Raw genomic sequence first — 18491 nt, forward strand, 5'->3', positions numbered from 1 at the left:
CGAGGAACGTGTCCTGTATACCCGCCGTACCGGATCAGTGTGCGAGTGATCGCAGGTCTTTACGAAGTATCTTGCCCGCAGCGGACTTCGGAATCCGATCGATGAATTCGACGGCCCGCACTTTCTTGTGGGGTGCCACCTGTGCGGCGACGAAGTCGATCACCTCGCCGGCGGTGAGTTCGGTGCCGGGCCGGGTGACGATGAACGCCTTGGGGATTTCCTCCCCGGTGTCCTCTTCGATCACGCCGACGACTGCGGTATCGGCGATTCGGGGATGGCTGAGCAGCAGTGCCTCGAGTTCGGCGGGCGGTACCTGATAGCCCTTGTACTTGATGAGCTCCTTGAGTCGATCGACGATATAGACGCATCCGGCAGCGTCGACCTGTGCGAGGTCGCCGGTGTGAAGGTATCCCTCCACATCGATGGTCTCGGTGGTGGCCTGGTCGTTGCCGAGGTAGCCGAGCATCACATTCGGACCCTTGACCCACAGCTCGCCGGGCTCCGAGAGTCCTTCCTCCGGGATCGTGATCTCAGCACAGGTGGTGGGGTCGACGATCTTGTTTTCGGTGTTGGGAACCGGCCACCCCGACGAGGCCAGCGGGGGCTGGTCCTGTCCGAAAGCGGACGCGTCGGTCGGCATCATATGACTGACCGGGGAGAGTTCACTCATCCCGTAGCCCTGCAGCATCTGTACGTCGAGTCGCTCGGCGACTGCGGTACCCAATGTGTCGTCGAGCGGTGCCGCGCCTGACACGATAGTCCTCAACGAGGAGAGGTCGTAGTTGTCGACGATGGGGTCCTTGGCCAGCGCGACCGCGACCGGCGGCGCGATGTAGGCGCCGGTGACCTTGTGATTCTGGATGTTCTCCAGGAACTCGACGAGGTCGAACCTGGGCATGATTACCAAGCGTGTGCGGTTGTACAGTGCGCCGTTCAGCAGCACTGTCATCCCGTAGATATGGAAGAACGGCAGCACTGCGATCACGACGTCGTCGGGGTGCTGGCCTTGCAGAGGCCGAATCTGGGCGAGGTTGGCAACCAGGTTTCGATGGCTCAGGGCAACGCCTTTCGGATTGCCTGTGGTGCCGGAGCTGTACGGCAGGGCGGCGATATGGGTGGCCGGATCGAACGTGACCTGCGGAGCGGGAAGCTGTGGCCGGAGGAGGTCGATGGCGTTGGGGTGGCCGGTGTCGGCTTCTCCCGTCCAGTCCAGAACGATCAGCTTGTCGTCGGTGATGCCGACCTGCTTCGCCGCGGTGTGGGCCTGCTCGAGCATCGCTGAGATCGTCACCAACATCTTCGCCTTGGAATCGGTGAGCTGCTTGGCGATCTCTGGTGCGGTGAACAGTGCGTTGATGGTCGTCGCGGTTCCGCCGGCACGCAGGATGCCGTGGAAAACGGTGGCGAACGCAGGAATGTTCGGCAGCAGGACGCCGACGACGTCGCCGACGCCGACGCCGCGGGCGGCGAGTGACCCGGCTGCGGCATCGATCTGGCCGATCAGCTGCCGGTAATTCGTCTCGGTTCCCGATGTCGGATCGACAAGTGCGACGCGATCGAGGTCCTCATCGGAGATCGAGCCGAACAGGAGGTCGTAGACGCTCAGATCAGGAATCTCGACGTCGGGAAAGGGACTTGCGAAACTCACGGAATAACTCCTTCGGGGTTGCGCGTGACCGACTTCTGCTGGTGGCCGGTCGCACGAGGGACAGTGTGTGCTGTCGGCGGGATGGGTCAGTGACTGTGTCGACTACGGGCGCTGACGAGGTCGGTTTGAGTGTGCGTCTGACGGGTTGCGGTGCGGGGCGTCGTCTCGAGTGTCGCGGTGAGGTCGGTACGCATCGTGGTCAGCCAGTCCAGGAGGTAGTTCTGCCGGACCTTCCATGGCCTGCGGTCACCTTGCCGGGGGAAGTCGCCGATGGAGCGCTGTACGTAGCCGGCGGCCAGCTCGAGCAGGGGACGTTCGCGCAGGCCGGGATCCGCCTTGGGGGCCACGGCGGCGAGCTGGTGCCGGTCCATGTGGTTGAGGATCTTGCAAACCAATCGGGAGGTGAGGTCTCCGCGCAGCGTCCAGGAGGCGTTGGTGTAGCCGATGCACAGGGCGAAGTTCGGCACAGCGGTGATCATGGCACCCTGCCAGACGAATTGGGATGGAAGGTCGACAGGCCGGCCGTCGATGTGCAGCTTCACCCCTCCGAAGGCCTTGAGCCGCAGTCCGGTTGCGGTGATCACGATATCGGCGTCGAGGACCCTGCCGGAGCGGAGCCGAATGCCTTCGGGGACGAAGGTATCGATGCGATCGGTGACGACCTCGGCGGCACCCGAAGTGATCGCCTTGAACAGATCGGCACTGGGGACAGCGCACAGCCGCTGATCCCACGGGTTGTAACTGGGAGTGAAGTGTTCCGCGACGAGCTGCGGGTCGCCGAGGATACGGGTGCTCGTCTTGGTGAGCAGTGCGCGTGCTGCTTTCGGGCGGCGACGGCAGAATTGGTAGAACGCTGTGCCCAGGAGGATGTTCTTGCTGCGGATGAGGCGATGAGCCGTGGCGGCGGGCAGGACGGCTCGCAACCGGTCGGCGGTCTTGTCGCGACTGGGAACCGCGCTGATCCACGTCGGTGAGCGTTGCAGCATCGTCACATGGGCGGCATCGGTGGCCATGGACGGCACCAGGGTCACGGCGGTCGCCCCGCTGCCGATCACGACCACCTTCTTGCCGGTGTAGTTGAGATCCTTCGGCCAGAATTGGGGGTGGACCACGGTGCCGGTGAAGCTGTCACTGCCCGGAAACCACGGAGCATGGCCATTCTCGTAGTCGTAGTAGCCGGCACAGGAGTACAGGAAGTTGCAGGTCAGTGTGGTGCGCGTGGTGGCCCCGTCGTGGGCACGCTTCTCGACGGTCAACGTCCACAAGGCGGTGTCCGTGGAGTAGTCCGCGACCACGACCTTGGTGCTGTAGCGGATGTGGCGGTCGATACCGAACTCGGTGGCGGTGTCCCGGATGTAGCGCAGGATCGACGATCCATCGGCGATCGACTTGGCGTCGCGCCACGGCCGAAACGGATAACCGAGGGTGAACATGTCCGAATCCGAGCGAATACCGGGATAGCGGAACAAATCCCACGTGCCACCCATGGCGGTGCGGGCCTCGAGAACGGCATAGGACTTGGTCGGGCACTCGGTCTGCAACCGGTACGCGGCACCGACACCGGACAAGCCGGCACCGACGATCACCACATCGACATGGTCGGAAGGGGTGGGGCGAGGGGCGTCTGTCATGGCTCCCAGTATTCGCAGCGCCGCTCCCGCAATCTTGATTTGAGACGACAGAAATTTGATACTGGGCGACATGTCGACGATCCGCTCCGCGGCGCTACGGGGGTTCCGCGCCACGGTGGCCGAACTTGGCGGTGATGCGGACGAGCTTGCCCGGCTGGCGGGATTGCCACCGGTCGCCCTCGACAGCGACGACATGCTTGTCGCCGATCTTGCGGTCGTCCGGATCCTCGAATCCGCTGCCCGCGTACTCGACTGCCCGGATCTGGGTTTGCGGGTAGCCGCCCGCCAGGACCTGGGAATGCTGGGTCCGCTGGCTTTGGCGATCCGCAATGCGCCGACCGTCGCCGATGCCATCGAATGCACGTCCCGGTACCTGTTCTTGCATGCCCGGGGGATGAGCATCGCGATGGAGGCCGACCCGAACGGGGCGCGCGGGGTCCTCGCGTTGCGTTACGAGGTCTCGCCGGACGGATTGCCTGTCTCGGTTCAAGGCGTCGACCTCGGGCTCGGATTCGTCCACCGGACCATCGAGTCTCTGATGGGTGGGAGGTACGGCCTTCGCTCGGTGGATCTGCCGTATCGCCCTGCCGCCCCGATCGACCGCTACGAGAAGTTTTTCGGCGCACCCGTGCGTATCGCGCGTCCGGCCGCGCTGTTGCGGGTGCCGCGCAGCATCACGACCCATCCGCTCCTCGGGGCGGACGAGGCTTTGATGCGGCTGGCGTTGACCTTCCTTGCCAGGCAGGCTCCTTCGCACCCCGCGCCCGGCACCGCGACGCAAGTGCAGGCGGCGGTACTGCAATCGCTGGGCACCACACCTCCGGAGATCGGTGTCGTCGCGAGGCTTCTCGCCATGCATCCCCGCACGTTGCAACGCCGCCTCGCCGCAGAGGGAACGTCGTTTGCCGCCATTCTCGACGAGGTCCGCCGCAAGCAGACACGGCGCTACCTCACCACCACGGACATGCCGATGAGCCAGATCGCCGCCCTGGTCGGATTGACCGAGCAATCGACGCTGACCCGTTGCTGCCGGCGCTGGTGGAACGCCACACCGCGCGAGGTCCGCCGCGGCGCCCTGACACGCTGAACGCGGTGTTCTGGCGTGCCGTGCTTTCGGGTTGTGACACTGTCGCGCCGGGCTAAATAGTTGTCGTCTTCGATCAAGTACGGATGGGTGCTCGGCAACACACTGGGAGGCCAGCGCACCATCAGCACCGTCGAAGGAGAACCGATGTCACTTCCCCCTTACAAGTTCACGGGGGCCACCGCACTGCTCACCGGAGCCGCGAGTGGCATGGGTGAACAGATGGCATACGGGCTGGCCGAACGCGGCAGCAATCTGATTCTGCTCGACCGGGACGCCGACCGACTTGCTGTCGTCGCCCAGGTCATACGGAAGGCTCACCCGGACCGCGAGGTCGACACGCACGTCGTCGATCTCGCCGACCTCGATGCTATTGCGGCGGCGACCGCGGCGATCCTGACCCGACATCGCCGGATCAGCCTGTTGATCAACAACGCCGGTGTGGGCCTCGGAGGTGAGTTCCAGGACCTCACGGCCGAGGAGTTCCAGTGGGTCCAAGACATCAACTTCCGCGCCCCGGTCACCTTGACCCGGCTGCTGCTCCCGACCCTGCTCGCCTCGCCGGGCAGCCACATCGTCAACGTCTCGAGCCTGTTCGGGCTCATCGCACCAGCCGGTCAAAGCGCCTACGCCGCCAGCAAGTTCGCTCTCCGCGGGTTCAGCGAAGCGCTCCGCCACGAACTTGCCGAAGAGGGGGCCGGCGTCACCACCGTCCACCCCGGTGGTATCCGCACCAGAATCGCCGAAACCGCCCGTGTCGCCGGATCGGCCACCGAAGGACAGGCACGAGCGGCCAAGACGAACTTCGCCAAACTTCTCACGTACCCGGCCGACAAGGCTGCCGAGCAGATCCTCGACGGCATCACCCGTCGTAAACCCCGTGTACTGATCGCACCCTCCGCGGTCACGGCCGATCTCGTAGTCCGGTTGTTTCCCAGCTCGTACCTGGCGGTGCTACAGCGGCTGCGCCCCCGACGCCGCGTGCAGCCGCCGACCGGAACCCCTGCGCTGGACAGCATCTGATGCAGCGCGCGCACCGTCCGGACGGAACATCGGCATGAAGATCAAGGGCGCGGTACTCGAGCACAGCGGCTTGCCTCGACCGTACGCAGAGTCTCGACCGCTTGTCATCGAGGAGCTCGACCTCGACCCGCCCGGGCCGGGCGAAGTCCTCGTTCGTATCGAAGCAGCCGGCATCTGCCATTCTGACCTGTCTGTCGTCGGCGGCAACCGCCGCCGGCCCGTGCCTCTGCTGCTCGGACACGAAGCCGCCGGACGCATACAGCGCCTCGGCCCGGCCGTCGACGACGTCGCGATCGGACAGCGGGTGGTCATGACCTTTCTCCCGCGATGCGGATCCTGTACTTCGTGCGACACCAATGGGCGCCTGCCCTGTTCCGCGGGCAGTGCAGCGAACAACGAAGCCGCCCTGCTCGGCGGCGGGACACGGCTGCGTCGCGGCGGGACGGTCGTCAATCATCACCTCGGGGTATCCGGATTCGCGACGCACGCGGTGGTCGACCGACGCTCGGTCGTTCCTCTCGACGACGACGTACCGGCCGACGTTGCTGCGGTACTGGGTTGCGCGGTACTGACCGGCGGCGGCGCGGTGATCAACGCCGGCCGCCCGCGGCCGGGCGACGCGGTGATGATCGTGGGTTTGGGCGGGGTGGGAATGGCCGCCCTGCTCACTGCGCTCGCGCTGGGCAACGGCGAGGTGATCGGTGTCGATGCACTACCCGACAAGCTCGACCATGCGCGCGCGGCCGGGGCCACCGCGTACTCACCGCAACAGGCGGCCGAATTCAATATCACCGCCCCGCTCGTGGTCGAGGCGGCAGGCAACGCCCGCGCCTTCGAAACCGCGGTGGCGGCCACCGCACCCGGCGGGACCACTGTCACGGTCGGACTGCCAGGACCCGAGACACGCGCCGCCATCGCACCGTTGGATCTGGTCTCCGGAGCGCGCACGATCACCGGAAGCTATCTCGGTTCGGCTGTGCCCGAGCGTGATATCCCCCTCTACGCGCAGATGTGGCGCGAGGGCGTGCTCCCCGTCGAGCGGCTCATCACATCGCGGATTCGACTGTCCGACATCAATTCGGCCATGGATCGCTTGGCCGACGGCGAAGCGGTTCGACAGATCGTCATCTTCGATCGGGATTGACGGCCCCCGCGAGCGCGACCGCCACCGCTGTGGACGTAGGTGCGCCGGCCGGTGATCCGCGCGTGAGGTCAGGCGGGCGTCATGACCAACTGTGCTGCCGCAGCATGGATCTCGGGTGGGATGGTGACGGGCGTGCGGGTCTGCGCGTCTACGTACACGTGGACGAACCGGCCCACCGCCGCGAGGGTCGACTCCGCACCCGACACCCGGAAGATGGCCAACGAGTACACGATGCTGCGATTGCCGAGCTTCTCGATCTTCACGCCCACCTGTAGCAGGTCGGGGAACGTGAGCTCGCGGACGTAGGTGCAGCGTGTCTCCGCGACGACGCCGATCGCCGGCAGCGTCCGGATGTCGAGGCCCGTCGTCGCCATCAACCACCCGTTGACCGCGGTATCGAAGTACGAGTAGTACGTCACGTTGTTGACGTGGCCGTAGTGGTCGTTGTCCTCCCACCGGGTCGGAACCGGCCACAGGACAGGAAAGTCGGCGGTGGTGGGAAGTGGCAGGGCGGTGTCGTGTGTCATCGGCACCACGATAACGGCACCGCGGAGAGGACCCGAGGACAGATTTCTTAGATAGATGCAATGAATGCTTGATTCATTGCACGATTCATGATTATATTGCAGGCATGAGTGTTCCCCGTCACAGCAGCGCCGGATACGAACAGGCCGTCGACGCCGCGCGCCGCAAATTCCTCGCGGGCGACCGGCTGGACATGCAGAAACTTGCGGCTGAACTCGGGGTCAACCCGTCAACGCTGTTCCGTTGGGTCGGCAATCGCGACCAGCTGCTCGCAACGGTGCTGTGGTCACTCGCCGAACCGACCTACCGCGCCGCGATGGCGGCGACCACCCGCAGCGGTGCCGCCCGGATCGCCGACGCGGCGGCCATGTTCGACCAGGCGCTCATCGACGCGCCCTACTTCCGGGCCTTCCTCCGCCGCGAACCCGAACACGCACTGCGCCTGCTCACGACGAAAGCAAGCCCGGTCCAACAGGAAATTGTCGCCGCCACAGAACGTTTGGTGCAACAGGAGATGGACCGCGGGAACCTCGTCCATCCGATGTCTGCGCACGACCTCGCATACCTCATCGCACGCATCTCCGAAGCATTCGTCTACGCCGACATCATCACCGGGGAAAGCCCCGACGCCGCGAAGGCCGCCATAGCGGTCGCAGCGCTGCTCGGCGATGCCACCTACGTACCGAAAGGACTCCCGTCATGACCGTCTCCGGGCACTGTAACCCCGAATTCCGCGACCTACGAGCCGAATTCGAGAAGAACATCTCCTCGGAAGAGGAGCTGGGCGCGTCGATAGTGGTCGACGTCGACGGCGAGATTGCGGTCGACCTTTGGGGCGGGTTCTGCGACAGCGGACGAACCCGGCCGTGGAACGCGGACACCATCACGAACGTGTGGTCGTCGACGAAGTCGGTCACGAGTCTGGCGGTGCTGATGCTGGTCGACCGGGGCCTGCTCGATGTCCGCGCACCGGTCGCGCAGTACTGGCCCGAGTTCGCCGCCAACGGGAAAGACCGGATCGAGCTCCGCCATCTGCTTTCACACACCTCCGGTGTAGCCGGCTGGGAGCCGCCGTTCGGCCTCGACGACCTCTATGACTGGGAGCTGGCGAGTTCGCATCTGGCTGCCCAGGCTCCCTGGTGGGAGCCGGGCACCGCATCCGGATACCACGCACAGAACTACGGCCAGTTGCTCGGCGAGGTGGTCCGCCGGGTCTCCGGGAAGTCCCTCGCCCAGTTCGTTGCCGATGAGATCGCCGCACCGCTGGGAGCCGATTTCCAGATCGGTGCCCGCGAATCGGATTGGCCGCGGATCGCCGATGTCGTTCCGCCGCCGCCACTTCCCGTCGACCTCACCGTATTGCCTGAGGACAACCTGACGCGCAAGTCCCTCGGCACCCCTCCGCTGGATGCGGCCGCCGCGAACACCGCGGCGTGGCGGCGTGCCGATCTCGGGGCCTACAACGGCCACGGCAACGCCCGCTCGCTCGCCCGGATCATGTCCGCCATTTCCCGCGGGGGGACAGTCGACGGCGTCACGTTGTTGACGCCGGATACGATCGATCTGATCTTCGAAGAGCAGTCCAACGGCGTCGACGTCGTTCTCGGATCTCCGTTGCGCTTCGGCATCGGTTACGGCCTGCCCCACACGGTCACCGTCCCGTACATCCCGGACGAGCAAATCTGCTTCTGGGGCGGCTGGGGTGGATCAATGGTCGTCATGGACCTCGACCGCCGGATGACCGTCACCTACGCGATGAACAAGATGGGGCCCGGTCTCATCGGTTCACCGCGCAGCGAAGCGTACCTGCGCACGGTCTATCGGACGGTCGACGCCTGATCGTCGTCCTCAGCGGATCCACCAGCTGCTGCAGGGCCGTGCCCGCAGCACGGCACCCATGATCGATTCGACAGTTGGAGGAACACTTTGCGAGCCACAGTGCGAGAACCCGTGCGTTCTCTGGGCGTGTTCTTCCATCTGTCGATCGATACGTTCCGTGGCATCGCAACGTGGCCGTTTCAGCACCGGGAGTTTCTCGACCAGTGCTGGTTCATCGTGCGGGTGTCGCTGGTGCCGACATTGCTTGTCGCACTGCCATTCACGGCGCTGATCAGCTTCACGTTCAACATCCTCGCCGCGGAATTCGGTGCATCCGATGTCGCGGGCGCCGGGGCCACACTCGGCGCGGTGACCCAAGTCGGCCCGGTCGTGACGGTTCTCGTCGTTGCCGGCGCAGGTGCGACCGCGATCTGCGCCGATCTCGGATCGCGGACCATCCGTGAGGAGATCGACGCCCTCGAGGTCCTCGGCATCGACCCCATCGTGCGGTTGGTGGCGCCGCGAGTGCTGGCCTCGACAGTGGTCGCTGTGCTGCTCAATGCCCTGGTGTGTGCGATCGGAATTGCGGGAGGATTCTTCTTCTCGGTGTACTTCCAGAACGTCACTCCCGGTGCGTTCGTCGACGGGATCCCGCTGCTGACCGGGGTGCCGGAGCTGGTGATCTCCGAGATAAAGGCAGGGGCGTTCGGCCTCATCGCCGGGCTCGTCGCGTGCTATCGCGGTCTGACCGTGAAGGGCGGACCCAAGGGGGTCGGCCAAGCAGTGAACGAGACGGTCGTCTACGCCTTCATGGCGTTGTTCTTCGTCAATATCGCCCTGACGGCGATCGGTATCAAGATGACAGCAGGTAGCTGAATGGCACAGGCGTTACCCCGCTTCACCTCGCGACCGGCACGGATCGCAGTTCTTCGTGCACAGTCCACCAAGCGTGCCGTCGACGAGATCGGCAGGCAAGCGATCTTCTACCGGACAGCGATCATCGAAATCCCCATCGCGCTCGCCCGTCACCGCCGGGAAACGCTGCGGCTGCTCGCCGAGGTCGCACTCGGTTCCGGCGCCCTGGCCGTGATCGGCGGCACTGTCGCCATCGTCGGATTCTTGACTATGTCGGCAGGGGCTGTCGTAGCGCTGCAAGGCTATACGACACTCGGTGACATCGGGGTGGAAGCGCTGACCGGGTTCCTGGCCGCATACGTCAACGTCCGGATCGCCGCTCCGGTGATCGCGGGCGTTGGCCTCGCCGCCACGATCGGCGCCGGAGCGACAGCCCAAATCGGTGCAATGCGCATTTCGGACGAGGTCGACGCGCTCGAGGTGATGGGTGTGCGATCGATCCCCTACCTGGCGTCCTCACGGATCATCGCCGGCATGATCGCGATCGTCCCCGTGTACGCAGTTGCGGTCATCGCCTCGTTTTTGGCGAGCCGGACGGCGACTGTCGTCGTGTACGGGCAGTCGGGCGGTGTCTACGACCACTATTTCTCCACCTTCCTGGTCCCCACCGACCTGCTGTGGTCGTTCCTGCAGGTCATCCTGATGGGACTGGTGGTGATGCTTATTCACACCTACTTCGGGTACACCGCCGCCGGCGGTCCGGCGGGAGTGGGTGAGGCGGTCGGCCGGGCGGTCCGTGCATCGCTCGCGGCGGTGGTGTTCGTGACACTGGCTGTGTCCCTCGCCGTGTACGGCACGTCCGACAGCTTCAACTTCGCCGGATGATCGGGCGATCGCGCAGAGGGCCGCGGGTCCCTCATGTCACCACGGCAGGAATCGCCTTCGTCAGTTGTCTCGGACTGGTCGCCGCACTCGTCGCCGCGCAGTTCCGGGGTGAATTCGTCGACAGTGTGCAGGTGATTTTGCTGGCGCCGCGGTCGGGGCTCAACCTCGAACCAGGCGCCCGGGTGAAGCTGCTCGATGTGCAGGTGGGCCGGGTGGGGACGGTCCGGGAAGAATCGGGATTCGCGTCGATCGAGCTCGACCTCTCACCGGAGCGAGCACGGTCGATTCCGGCGAACATCGGCGCGACGATCGCCAGCACCACCGTGTTCGGCGCGAAGTTCGTCTCGCTCACGCTACCGAAAGACCCTGCCTCGCAGCCGCTTGCGAACGGCGACACCATCGACAACCGAGGAGTCACCACAGAAGTCAACACGCTGTTCGAGCGCCTGACCACCGTCCTGCACGCAGTCGCACCGGAAAACCTGAACGCCACCCTGACCGCGATCTCCGATGCGCTGCGCGGCCGCGGCAAGCAGGTCGGTCACACGATCGACCAGGCCAACACCTTCCTCACCGAATTGCGGCCGAGTCTGGACGCACTGCAGGCCGACCTGGATGCCACAGCAGAGGTGACGAACCTCTATGCCGACGCAGCACCGGGGATCGTCGAAACGCTGCGGTCGTTGACGACGACCGGATCCACGGTCATCCAGAATGCCGCCGGGCTGGATCGGTTTCTTCTGGCGGCCATCGGATTCGGACGAACCGGCGGCGACACGCTCGACGCGAACAGAGAGGCCACCGAAACGCTGTTGCGGTCGGTTCGTCCGACCGTCGAACTGCTCGACGAATACTCAACCGGACTGCCGTGCTTCTTTCAGGGCCTCGACCAGGCGCGCGCGGACATCGAATCCGTGGTCGGCGGCGCCGTGCCGGGGGTCAGCATCAGTGCCACCCTGCTGCCAGGCGAGATGCCGTACCGCTACCCGCAGGATCTGCCGAAAGTCGCCGCGAGCGGCGGTCCGCGGTGCGGTGCACTGCCCGACCTGGATATCACCGACGGACCGGCGAAGTACCTCGCAACCGACACAGGCGTCAATCCCTACCTACCCAACGGCCGGCCGGCCGGCCTCAATGTCCTGGACTTCATGCTCTACGGCGTCCCCGGGGGAGTGCGATGAGGAACGCTCTGAAATTCGGCAGTTTCGCGCTCGTGATGCTGATGGTGCTCGCGCTTTTGGTATTGGTACTGGGCCAGATCCGCCTCGACCACAGAACCGAGTACCACGCCGAGTTCGCCGAGGTGTCCGGCCTCGCCGAGGGTGATTTCGTGCGTCTCGCCGGTGTCGACGTCGGCCGGGTGCACGCGGTCGAATTGCACGGCAGGAACGTGGCTGTCGAGTTCGACGTCGCCCGCGGTGTTGCCGTCACCAGTGACGCACGGCTACAGGTGCGCTACGCGAATTTGCTCGGGGATCGCTACCTCGAGCTGGCCAACGGCGACCGCCTCGACGAGGTGATGCCCGTGGGCGGCACCTTTCCCCTCACACAGACCGAGGCGGCCCTCGATATCGATTCGCTTCTCGGAGGGCTGGCCCCGCTGACGCGGTCCCTCGAACCCGATCAGATCGATCGCTTGACCGGTGAATTGATCCGTGTCCTGCAAGGGCAGGGCGGAACGATCACCTCAATCCTGCACGAGATCGCCGTCCTCACCAGCACACTCGCCGACCGCGACGCGCTCATCGGGTCCGTCATCACCAACCTGGGTACGGTGCTGGGCACAATCGGCGACGACAGTGACGCTTTCACGCGGGTGATCGACCACCTGCAGCAGCTGGTCGCGGCAGTGGCCGAGCGGAACACGCCGATCGCGGACGCCCTCGTGCACGTCGATTCCGCGTCGGCGACGCTGACGGACCTTCTCGTCGCCGATCGGCCGGCCATTGCCGCAGACATCGCACAGACGAACCGCGCGGCCACGCTCCTCGACGACGGCAGCGCCCAAGTCGAGGCCGTGCTGAGCGCGCTGCCCGAGGCATATCAGCGACTGACCCGACTGGGCGCGTACGGCAGCTTCTTCAACTTTTACCTCTGCGCGGTCACGGTGAAGGTCGACGGCCCCGGTGGTGCACCGATCGTCACGAAACTCGTGCAACAGAAACACGGCAGGTGTGTGACACCGCAATGAGACGCTATGAGAACCGAAACACGGCCCGCACAGGCGTTGTCGGCGCAATCCTGATACTGATGGTCGTCGCCACTGTCTCGAATTACGACCGGTTACCAATGCTGAACTCCGACCGGGAGATTCGAGCGATCTTTGCCGACGCCGGCGGCCTGAAAGCGGGGGACCGCGTCGAATTCGCGGGTGTGAACGTGGGGTCGGTGCGCGACATCGTGCTGCGCGGCACCGACGTCGAAGTGACGATGAGCGTCGAGGGCGATCTCCCACTCGGTGCCACCCCGAGTGCGCAGACCAAGACACGGACCGTACTCGGGCGTAAGGCTGCCGTTCTGATTCCCAGCGCCGACGACCACCGATTCGACTACGACACCGTCATTCCGCTCGAACGTACCCGGTCGCCGTACGACCTGCCCACCGAACTCGGCCGGCTCACCGACAACGTCGCGGGCATCGACACCGGGCAACTCTCGGACGCGCTCCGCACCTCGTCGGGGGTGCTCGAGAAGACCTCGCCGGAGCTGAAGGACGCACTCGAGGGGGTCGCGCGACTGTCGGACAGCCTCGGATCCCGCGACGAGGTCCTCGGGCAGTTGTTCGCCGACGGTTCGAAGGTCACCGGTGTGCTGGCCGAACGCAGCCGGCAGATCAACACCCTGGTCGTCGACGGCAACCGTGTCCTAACCGAACTCGATGCGCGGCGATTCGCGATCGGGAAGCTGTCACACTCCTTGTCGGCGGTCTCGCATCAGGTGAGCGGGCTCGTCGCCGACAACCGTGACCAGCTTGCCCCGACGCTGGCGCGGCTGAACAGTGCGCTCGAACTGCTCGAACGGAACAAGACGTCGATCGACGCGGCGCTGCCCGGCCTCGTCAAGTACGTCGGGACGCTCGGCGAAGCCGTCGGCAGCGGACCGTTCTTCGACGCCTACGTCGGCAACTTGATTCCCGGCCAGTTCATTCAGCCGTTCATCGACGCGGCGCTCGGTGACGGCCGAGCGCTTCGATCGGAGGTTCCGCGATGAGATTTCGTCGAAAGACATTGGTGGCCATCGCTATTTCGGGCGTCCTCGTAGCGCTCGCAGTCCTGAGCTACGTGATCGTTCCGCGACTCACCGACCGGGCGATCGTGGCGCATTTTCCCGCGGCCGTCGGCCTGTACCCGGGCGACGACGTGCGGATCCTCGGCGTGACGGTCGGCACGGTGGATCGCATCGAACCTGAGGGGACCCGCGTCGCCGTACACCTCACCGTCGATCGACGCTGGAAACTGCCCGCCGACGCGCACGCCGTCGTCGTGTCGCCGACACTCGTCACCGCCCGATTCGTGCAGCTGACCCCGGCCTACGTCGAGGGGCCCGAGCTACCCGACGGAGGAACGATCCCCGAGGAACGGACAGCCGTGCCTGTCGAATGGGACAAGATCAAAGAGCAGCTGACCCGGCTGAGCACGACATTGGGTCCGCAACCCGGCGAGCCCGGAACCCTCGGGGAATTCGTCTCCGACGCAGCGGGCAATCTGCGCGGAAACGGTGCCACGTTCAACGACACTCTGGCGAACCTGGCTCAGGCGACCACCACGCTCTCCGACGGGCGGACCGATGTCTTTGCTGCCGTACGCAACCTATCGGTACTGGTCGACGCGCTTTCGCAAAGCCATGCCCAGATCGTGGCGTTCGAGAACCATCTTGCGTCCGTCTCGGAGCTGGTCGCGACGAGCGAGACACCGCTCGGTGACGCACTCGCCGATCTCGACGCCGCGGTCACCGACGTACAGACTTTCCTGGGCGAGAACAGAGCAGGGGTGAGCCACGCGGTCGACAAACTCGGCGCCGCCACGCAGGTCCTCACCGACCGCCGCCGCGACCTCGAACAGATTCTCCACGTGTCCCCGACGGTGCTAGCGAACCTCGAGAACATCTACCAGCCCGCACAGAACTCGCTGACCGGGGCGCCCGCGCTGACGAACTTCGCCAACCCGACCCAGTTCATCTGCTCGGCCATCGCCGCCGCCGGTGAACAGGGCGCCGAGGAAGCAACGAACCTCTGCATCCAGTACCTCGGACCGCTGCTGAAGACGATCGCGTTCAACTATGCCCCGATCGGCGCGGTCGTCGGGAACTCCGTCGGCGCGCTGCCCGACCAGATCGACTACAGCGAACCCGGTCTGCCCGGACTCATGCTGCCCCCACTCCCGCTGCCGGGAGGCGCACGATGAACGCATGTGCACGCCTGGTAAGTGTCCTCGGCGCCGCATCGATCCTCACGGGGTGCGGGTGGACGGGCATCAATCAATTGCCCCTACCCGGATCCGTCGGCACCGGCGATGGTTCCTGGTCGCTCGCCCTCGAAATGCCCGACGTCTCCACCCTCACCGAAAACGCGCGGGTTCGCGTCAGTGATGTGACGGTCGGGACGGTCCGCTCGATCGAAGTCGAGGACGACCACGCCCTCGTCACGGTCTCACTCGGGCCCGATGTCGAATTGCCGGACGGCACCACAGCCAAGATCGGGGCGACAAGTCTGCTCGGCTCGGCACACGTCGAACTTCTCACACCCGACTCGGCCTCAGCGACACCACTGCTCAACGACGGTGACCGGATCCCACTCGACCGCGCCGACGCGTATCCGACCACCGAGCAGACACTGTCGACGGTGTCGTACCTCCTGACCGGTGGCGGTGTCGGCAAACTCGCCGAGATCAATCGCGAAGTCGGTCAGGCCCTGTCCGGTCGTGAGGACACGGTACGGAGCCTGCTCGCCAATCTGCGGGAGGTCACCGACCGACTCAACCGACAGCGCGACGAGATCGTGGCCGCCCTCGACGGACTCGACCGCTTCTCGGCCATCGTCGCGAACGACCGCGACACACTCGATCACGCCCTCCAGACGCTGGATCCAGCATTGGTGACCCTGAACGACCAACGCGAGAACCTCCTCGGTGCGGTCGACGCCATCGGCCGGTTCTCCCGGTCCGCCGACGAACTCGTCACCACGAGCCGACAAGACCTCGACGCCGACCTGCGCGCACTGGAACCCGCACTGCGCGGGCTGGCCGACTCCGGCCCCGCGTTGACCTCCTCACTGTCTCTGCTCGCGACCCTGCCGTTCCCGATGAACACCTACCGCAACGCGGTGCAGGGCGATTTCGCGAATCTGTTCCTGAATCTGGATCTGACCACTGCTCGGCTCGACCGAGGATGGCTGACCGGGACACCGGCAGCCGGACAGCTCGCCTCGCTCGGCGGCATCATCGGCCAGCTTCCGCCCCTCCCGCCGATCGACGGCAACCCACTGATCACGCCGCTCGACCTGGGAAACACCCGTCCGGCCGACCAAGGGGGCAACTGATGCTGTTATCGCGACTCGTCAGGTGCCAGCTGATTGCCTTTGCGGTGATCACCGTCCTTGCTCTCGCATGGATCGCAATGAAGTACCTACAGGTGCCGACGATGCTCGGAGTCGGTCGCCACACCGTCGAACTCGTATTGCCCTCCGGTGGAGGGCTTTACGCGAAATCGAATGTCACCTATCGCGGCATACACGTCGGTGTCGTCGACAACCTGCGCGTCGACGGCGACTCGGTCGTCGCCACCATGTTCCTCGACGGCGCCGTCGACATCCCCGAGACGGACATCGTCGCCGAGGTGCACAGCCGGTCGGCCATCGGCGAGCAGTACATAGAACTGCTGCCGCAAAACGATTCCGGCCCCTACCTCGAGGACGGAGATACGATCATCGGCGGTCGATTGCCGACCCCCACATCAGAGTTGATCGACACACTCGACGTCGCCCTCACCGATGTGCCGCGCGAGGATCTGCGCACGCTGATCGACGAGAGCGGTGCCGCGTTCCGCAACTCCGGCACCGATCTCCAGCGGATACTCGACGGCACCAACGCCTTCCTCGACGACGGGGTACGCAACCTCGGCCCGACGCGGTCACTGATCGACGGGGCGGGTCCGCTGCTCGCCACCCAGACCGCGACAGCGGATTCCATTCACGCGTGGTCGGGTTATCTGAGCTCCATCACTCGATCGGTCGCCGAGAAGGACGGATCTGTGCGGAGCTTGATCGACCACGGTGGTCCCGCAGGGGAGGAAGGTGCCGCCCTGTTCGCGGACATCGGGTCGACGCTTCCCCGCGCACTCGGCAACCTCAATTCCGTTGCCGACGTCCTGCGGATCTACAACATGAGCGTCGAACAGGTCCTCGTCATCTATCCCGCGATCGCCGCGGCGATTCAAAGCGTGGTGGCCGGATCCGAACCGGGAATGGCCAACCTCGATTTCAATTTGGGTGTCAACGCGCCGCCGCCGTGCACCACGGGCTTCCTCCCACCCGGCGAACGGCGCTCACCAGCCGATTCCGAACCGATCCCGCTGCAGACACTCGCATACTGTGCGGTCCCGCAGAACGATCCTTCTGTGGTCCGCGGTGCCCGCAACCTGCCCTGCGTAGAGGCCCCGGGTAGACGCGCACCCACCGTCGAGCAATGCAGAGACGCCGGCGGCTACGCCCCCCTCGGCGAGAACACCCCCCTCGAGACGGGAGAAAACTGAGATGGCACACCGTATGAGAACCCTGCTGGACGCGATGCGCCGCACCGACCGCGTGATCGCCGCGACCGTCGGCTTCGCGATCGTCGCCGCCGTGTTCGCCGGACTAGCGGTGACGTCACTGCGCGACCACCGCGCCATCGAGCGTCAACGCATCGAGGACGTGGAGATTCTCGACGCCGCCCGCTCCGGGGTGCTCGCCATGATCTCGATCCGCGACACCTCGGCCCCAGACGACGTCAAGAAGGTCCTCGACCAGTCGACCGGTGCATTCCAGAAGGACTTCGAGGCGAGATCGGCGTCCTTCGTGTCGGTCGTGCAGGAAGCCAAGGTCGTCACGACCGGCGACGTGCTCGCCCAGGGAATCGAATCGCGCGAGGACGGCACGGCAACAGTACTGGTGTACGCGACGTCGTCGGTCACCAACGCCGCCGGCGCCGAGAACGAAACCCGAACGTGGCGCCTACGCGTCACGCTGACCGACGACAGTAGCCGATACAAAATGTCGAACGTGGAGTTTGTGGCATGAAATTTCCAGTATTACAGAAGATTCGGCGGGGTAGGCGGGCCGTACTCGCATCGTGTATGTGCGCGGCGCTCGTCGGGGTCGCCGGCTGGGCATATCTTTCGTTCCTCGTCGCTCCGCGCGATGCGGCGATCGGTCAGACGCAGCAGCAAGTTGCCGTCGATGCAGCCGCCGACGCAGCAGTCGCGATTCTCAGTTACGGACCAGACACCGTCGACGCAGACCTCGATCACGCACACGACCTACTCACCGGCCCGTTCGCCGACTACTACGGCACCCTTACCCGCGACGTCGTGATACCCGCTGCCAAGGAGAAGAAGATCGACACCTCCGCGACCGTCGTAGGCAAAGCGATCACCGACTTCTCCCAAGACCGGGCGAACGTCTTGGTTTTCCTCAACCAGTCCACGACAACAGCCGACACCGCCCAACCGACCACCACGAGCACGGCCGTTCGCATCGAAATGGAACGCCACGCCGACACGTGGCTGGTCACGAAATTCGACCCTGCATAGTTCGGAGTATTCGATGATCATCGACCTGGTCGACCCGATTCAGCACCTCGTTGAAGCGATTGCGTACCTGCTGTTTCGAGGCCACTTGTCGAA

General features: G+C 65.2%; 18 protein-coding genes. 15 read left to right on the forward strand and 3 right to left on the reverse strand.

The window, feature by feature from the left end; all coding sequences use genetic code 11:
• Window positions 1–34 precede the first annotated feature (34 nt).
• Entirely contained in the window at window positions 35–1648 is a 1614-nt protein-coding gene (locus tag GFS60_RS01765) for an AMP-binding protein (RefSeq protein ID WP_159918732.1), read from the reverse strand.
• Between the two features lie 86 nt (window positions 1649–1734).
• Entirely contained in the window at window positions 1735–3279 is a 1545-nt protein-coding gene (locus GFS60_RS01770) for a flavin-containing monooxygenase (protein WP_159918733.1), read from the reverse strand.
• Between the two features lie 70 nt (window positions 3280–3349).
• On the opposite strand from GFS60_RS01770, the gene GFS60_RS01775 reads away from it, so the two are divergent.
• The 3 genes from GFS60_RS01775 to GFS60_RS01785 all read left to right on the forward strand — a co-directional run bounded on the left by GFS60_RS01775 (window position 3350) and on the right by GFS60_RS01785 (window position 6530).
• Entirely contained in the window at window positions 3350–4366 is a 1017-nt protein-coding gene (locus GFS60_RS01775; protein ID WP_159918734.1) for an AraC family transcriptional regulator, read from the forward strand.
• A 144-nt stretch (window positions 4367–4510) separates the two neighbouring features.
• Window positions 4511–5386: an SDR family NAD(P)-dependent oxidoreductase gene (locus tag GFS60_RS01780; protein WP_159918735.1), complete on the forward strand. Its 876-nt coding sequence runs from the start codon at window positions 4511–4513 to the stop codon at window positions 5384–5386.
• 34 nt (window positions 5387–5420) lie between these two features.
• A complete protein-coding gene (locus tag GFS60_RS01785; RefSeq protein ID WP_159918736.1) occupies window positions 5421–6530 on the forward strand; it encodes an alcohol dehydrogenase catalytic domain-containing protein in 1110 nt (369 codons plus the stop codon).
• Between the two features lie 68 nt (window positions 6531–6598).
• Here GFS60_RS01785 and GFS60_RS01790 read toward each other — a convergent pair whose 3' ends face one another.
• The gene (locus tag GFS60_RS01790; protein ID WP_159918737.1) at window positions 6599–7057 is read right to left on the reverse strand and encodes an acyl-CoA thioesterase; all 459 of its coding nucleotides are present in this window, start codon (window positions 7055–7057) and stop codon (window positions 6599–6601) included.
• A gap of 104 nt (window positions 7058–7161) precedes the next feature.
• On the opposite strand from GFS60_RS01790, the gene GFS60_RS01795 reads away from it, so the two are divergent.
• The 12 genes from GFS60_RS01795 (at window position 7162) to GFS60_RS01850 (ending at window position 18398) form a co-directional block, all read left to right on the forward strand.
• The gene (locus GFS60_RS01795) at window positions 7162–7758 is read left to right on the forward strand and encodes a QsdR family transcriptional regulator (protein ID WP_159918738.1); all 597 of its coding nucleotides are present in this window, start codon (window positions 7162–7164) and stop codon (window positions 7756–7758) included.
• Entirely contained in the window at window positions 7755–8894 is a 1140-nt protein-coding gene (locus tag GFS60_RS01800) for a serine hydrolase domain-containing protein (protein ID WP_159918739.1), read from the forward strand. Before GFS60_RS01795 ends, GFS60_RS01800 begins: the two co-directional genes overlap by 4 nt.
• Before the next feature lie 87 nt (window positions 8895–8981).
• Window positions 8982–9749: an MlaE family ABC transporter permease gene (locus GFS60_RS01805; protein ID WP_159918740.1), complete on the forward strand. Its 768-nt coding sequence runs from the start codon at window positions 8982–8984 to the stop codon at window positions 9747–9749.
• A complete protein-coding gene (locus tag GFS60_RS01810) occupies window positions 9750–10613 on the forward strand; it encodes an MlaE family ABC transporter permease (protein ID WP_159918741.1) in 864 nt (287 codons plus the stop codon).
• Window positions 10610–11794 (forward strand): MCE family protein, encoded by a 1185-nt coding sequence (locus tag GFS60_RS01815; protein WP_159918742.1) that lies wholly within the window; start codon window positions 10610–10612, stop codon window positions 11792–11794. The genes GFS60_RS01810 and GFS60_RS01815 overlap by 4 nt, the downstream gene beginning before the upstream one ends.
• Window positions 11791–12804 carry an MCE family protein gene (locus GFS60_RS01820; RefSeq protein ID WP_159918743.1) on the forward strand — a complete coding sequence of 338 codons (1014 nt, stop codon included), beginning with the start codon at window positions 11791–11793 and terminating at the stop codon, window positions 12802–12804. The genes GFS60_RS01815 and GFS60_RS01820 overlap by 4 nt, the downstream gene beginning before the upstream one ends.
• Window positions 12801–13823 carry an MCE family protein gene (locus tag GFS60_RS01825; RefSeq protein WP_268962532.1) on the forward strand — a complete coding sequence of 341 codons (1023 nt, stop codon included), beginning with the start codon at window positions 12801–12803 and terminating at the stop codon, window positions 13821–13823. Before GFS60_RS01820 ends, GFS60_RS01825 begins: the two co-directional genes overlap by 4 nt.
• Window positions 13820–15016, forward strand: a complete 1197-nt coding sequence (locus GFS60_RS01830; RefSeq protein ID WP_159918745.1) for an MCE family protein — start codon at window positions 13820–13822, stop codon at window positions 15014–15016. Before GFS60_RS01825 ends, GFS60_RS01830 begins: the two co-directional genes overlap by 4 nt.
• The gene (locus GFS60_RS01835; protein ID WP_159918746.1) at window positions 15013–16149 is read left to right on the forward strand and encodes an MCE family protein; all 1137 of its coding nucleotides are present in this window, start codon (window positions 15013–15015) and stop codon (window positions 16147–16149) included. The genes GFS60_RS01830 and GFS60_RS01835 overlap by 4 nt, the downstream gene beginning before the upstream one ends.
• Entirely contained in the window at window positions 16149–17360 is a 1212-nt protein-coding gene (locus GFS60_RS01840) for an MCE family protein (protein WP_159918747.1), read from the forward strand. The genes GFS60_RS01835 and GFS60_RS01840 overlap by 1 nt, the downstream gene beginning before the upstream one ends.
• A gap of 13 nt (window positions 17361–17373) precedes the next feature.
• On the forward strand, window positions 17374–17886 hold the full coding sequence (locus tag GFS60_RS01845; protein ID WP_159918748.1) for a hypothetical protein: 513 nt from the start codon (window positions 17374–17376) through the stop codon (window positions 17884–17886).
• Window positions 17883–18398 (forward strand): hypothetical protein, encoded by a 516-nt coding sequence (locus GFS60_RS01850; RefSeq protein ID WP_159918749.1) that lies wholly within the window; start codon window positions 17883–17885, stop codon window positions 18396–18398. The genes GFS60_RS01845 and GFS60_RS01850 overlap by 4 nt, the downstream gene beginning before the upstream one ends.
• Window positions 18399–18491 lie beyond the last annotated feature (93 nt).

It is taken from the genome of Rhodococcus sp. WAY2 (genome assembly GCF_009859915.1).
Lineage (GTDB): Bacteria > Actinomycetota > Actinomycetes > Mycobacteriales > Mycobacteriaceae > Rhodococcus_F > Rhodococcus_F oxybenzonivorans.

Excerpts from the sequence above, each read along its gene's own strand:
- GFS60_RS01770 (WP_159918733.1), bottom strand. The coding sequence starts at position 3,279 with ATGACAGACGCCCCTCGCCCCACCCCTTCCGACCATGTCGATGTGGTG.
- GFS60_RS01775 (WP_159918734.1), top strand. The coding sequence starts at position 3,350 with ATGTCGACGATCCGCTCCGCGGCGCTACGGGGGTTCCGCGCCACGGTG.
- GFS60_RS01780 (WP_159918735.1), top strand. The coding sequence starts at position 4,511 with ATGTCACTTCCCCCTTACAAGTTCACGGGGGCCACCGCACTGCTCACC.
- GFS60_RS01785 (WP_159918736.1), top strand. The coding sequence starts at position 5,421 with ATGAAGATCAAGGGCGCGGTACTCGAGCACAGCGGCTTGCCTCGACCG.
- GFS60_RS01790 (WP_159918737.1), bottom strand. The coding sequence starts at position 7,057 with ATGACACACGACACCGCCCTGCCACTTCCCACCACCGCCGACTTTCCT.
- GFS60_RS01795 (WP_159918738.1), top strand. The coding sequence starts at position 7,162 with ATGAGTGTTCCCCGTCACAGCAGCGCCGGATACGAACAGGCCGTCGAC.
- GFS60_RS01800 (WP_159918739.1), top strand. The coding sequence starts at position 7,755 with ATGACCGTCTCCGGGCACTGTAACCCCGAATTCCGCGACCTACGAGCC.
- GFS60_RS01810 (WP_159918741.1), top strand. The coding sequence starts at position 9,750 with ATGGCACAGGCGTTACCCCGCTTCACCTCGCGACCGGCACGGATCGCA.
- GFS60_RS01815 (WP_159918742.1), top strand. The coding sequence starts at position 10,610 with ATGATCGGGCGATCGCGCAGAGGGCCGCGGGTCCCTCATGTCACCACG.
- GFS60_RS01820 (WP_159918743.1), top strand. The coding sequence starts at position 11,791 with ATGAGGAACGCTCTGAAATTCGGCAGTTTCGCGCTCGTGATGCTGATG.
- GFS60_RS01825 (WP_268962532.1), top strand. The coding sequence starts at position 12,801 with ATGAGACGCTATGAGAACCGAAACACGGCCCGCACAGGCGTTGTCGGC.
- GFS60_RS01830 (WP_159918745.1), top strand. The coding sequence starts at position 13,820 with ATGAGATTTCGTCGAAAGACATTGGTGGCCATCGCTATTTCGGGCGTC.
- GFS60_RS01835 (WP_159918746.1), top strand. The coding sequence starts at position 15,013 with ATGAACGCATGTGCACGCCTGGTAAGTGTCCTCGGCGCCGCATCGATC.
- GFS60_RS01840 (WP_159918747.1), top strand. The coding sequence starts at position 16,149 with ATGCTGTTATCGCGACTCGTCAGGTGCCAGCTGATTGCCTTTGCGGTG.
- GFS60_RS01845 (WP_159918748.1), top strand. The coding sequence starts at position 17,374 with ATGAGAACCCTGCTGGACGCGATGCGCCGCACCGACCGCGTGATCGCC.
- GFS60_RS01850 (WP_159918749.1), top strand. The coding sequence starts at position 17,883 with ATGAAATTTCCAGTATTACAGAAGATTCGGCGGGGTAGGCGGGCCGTA.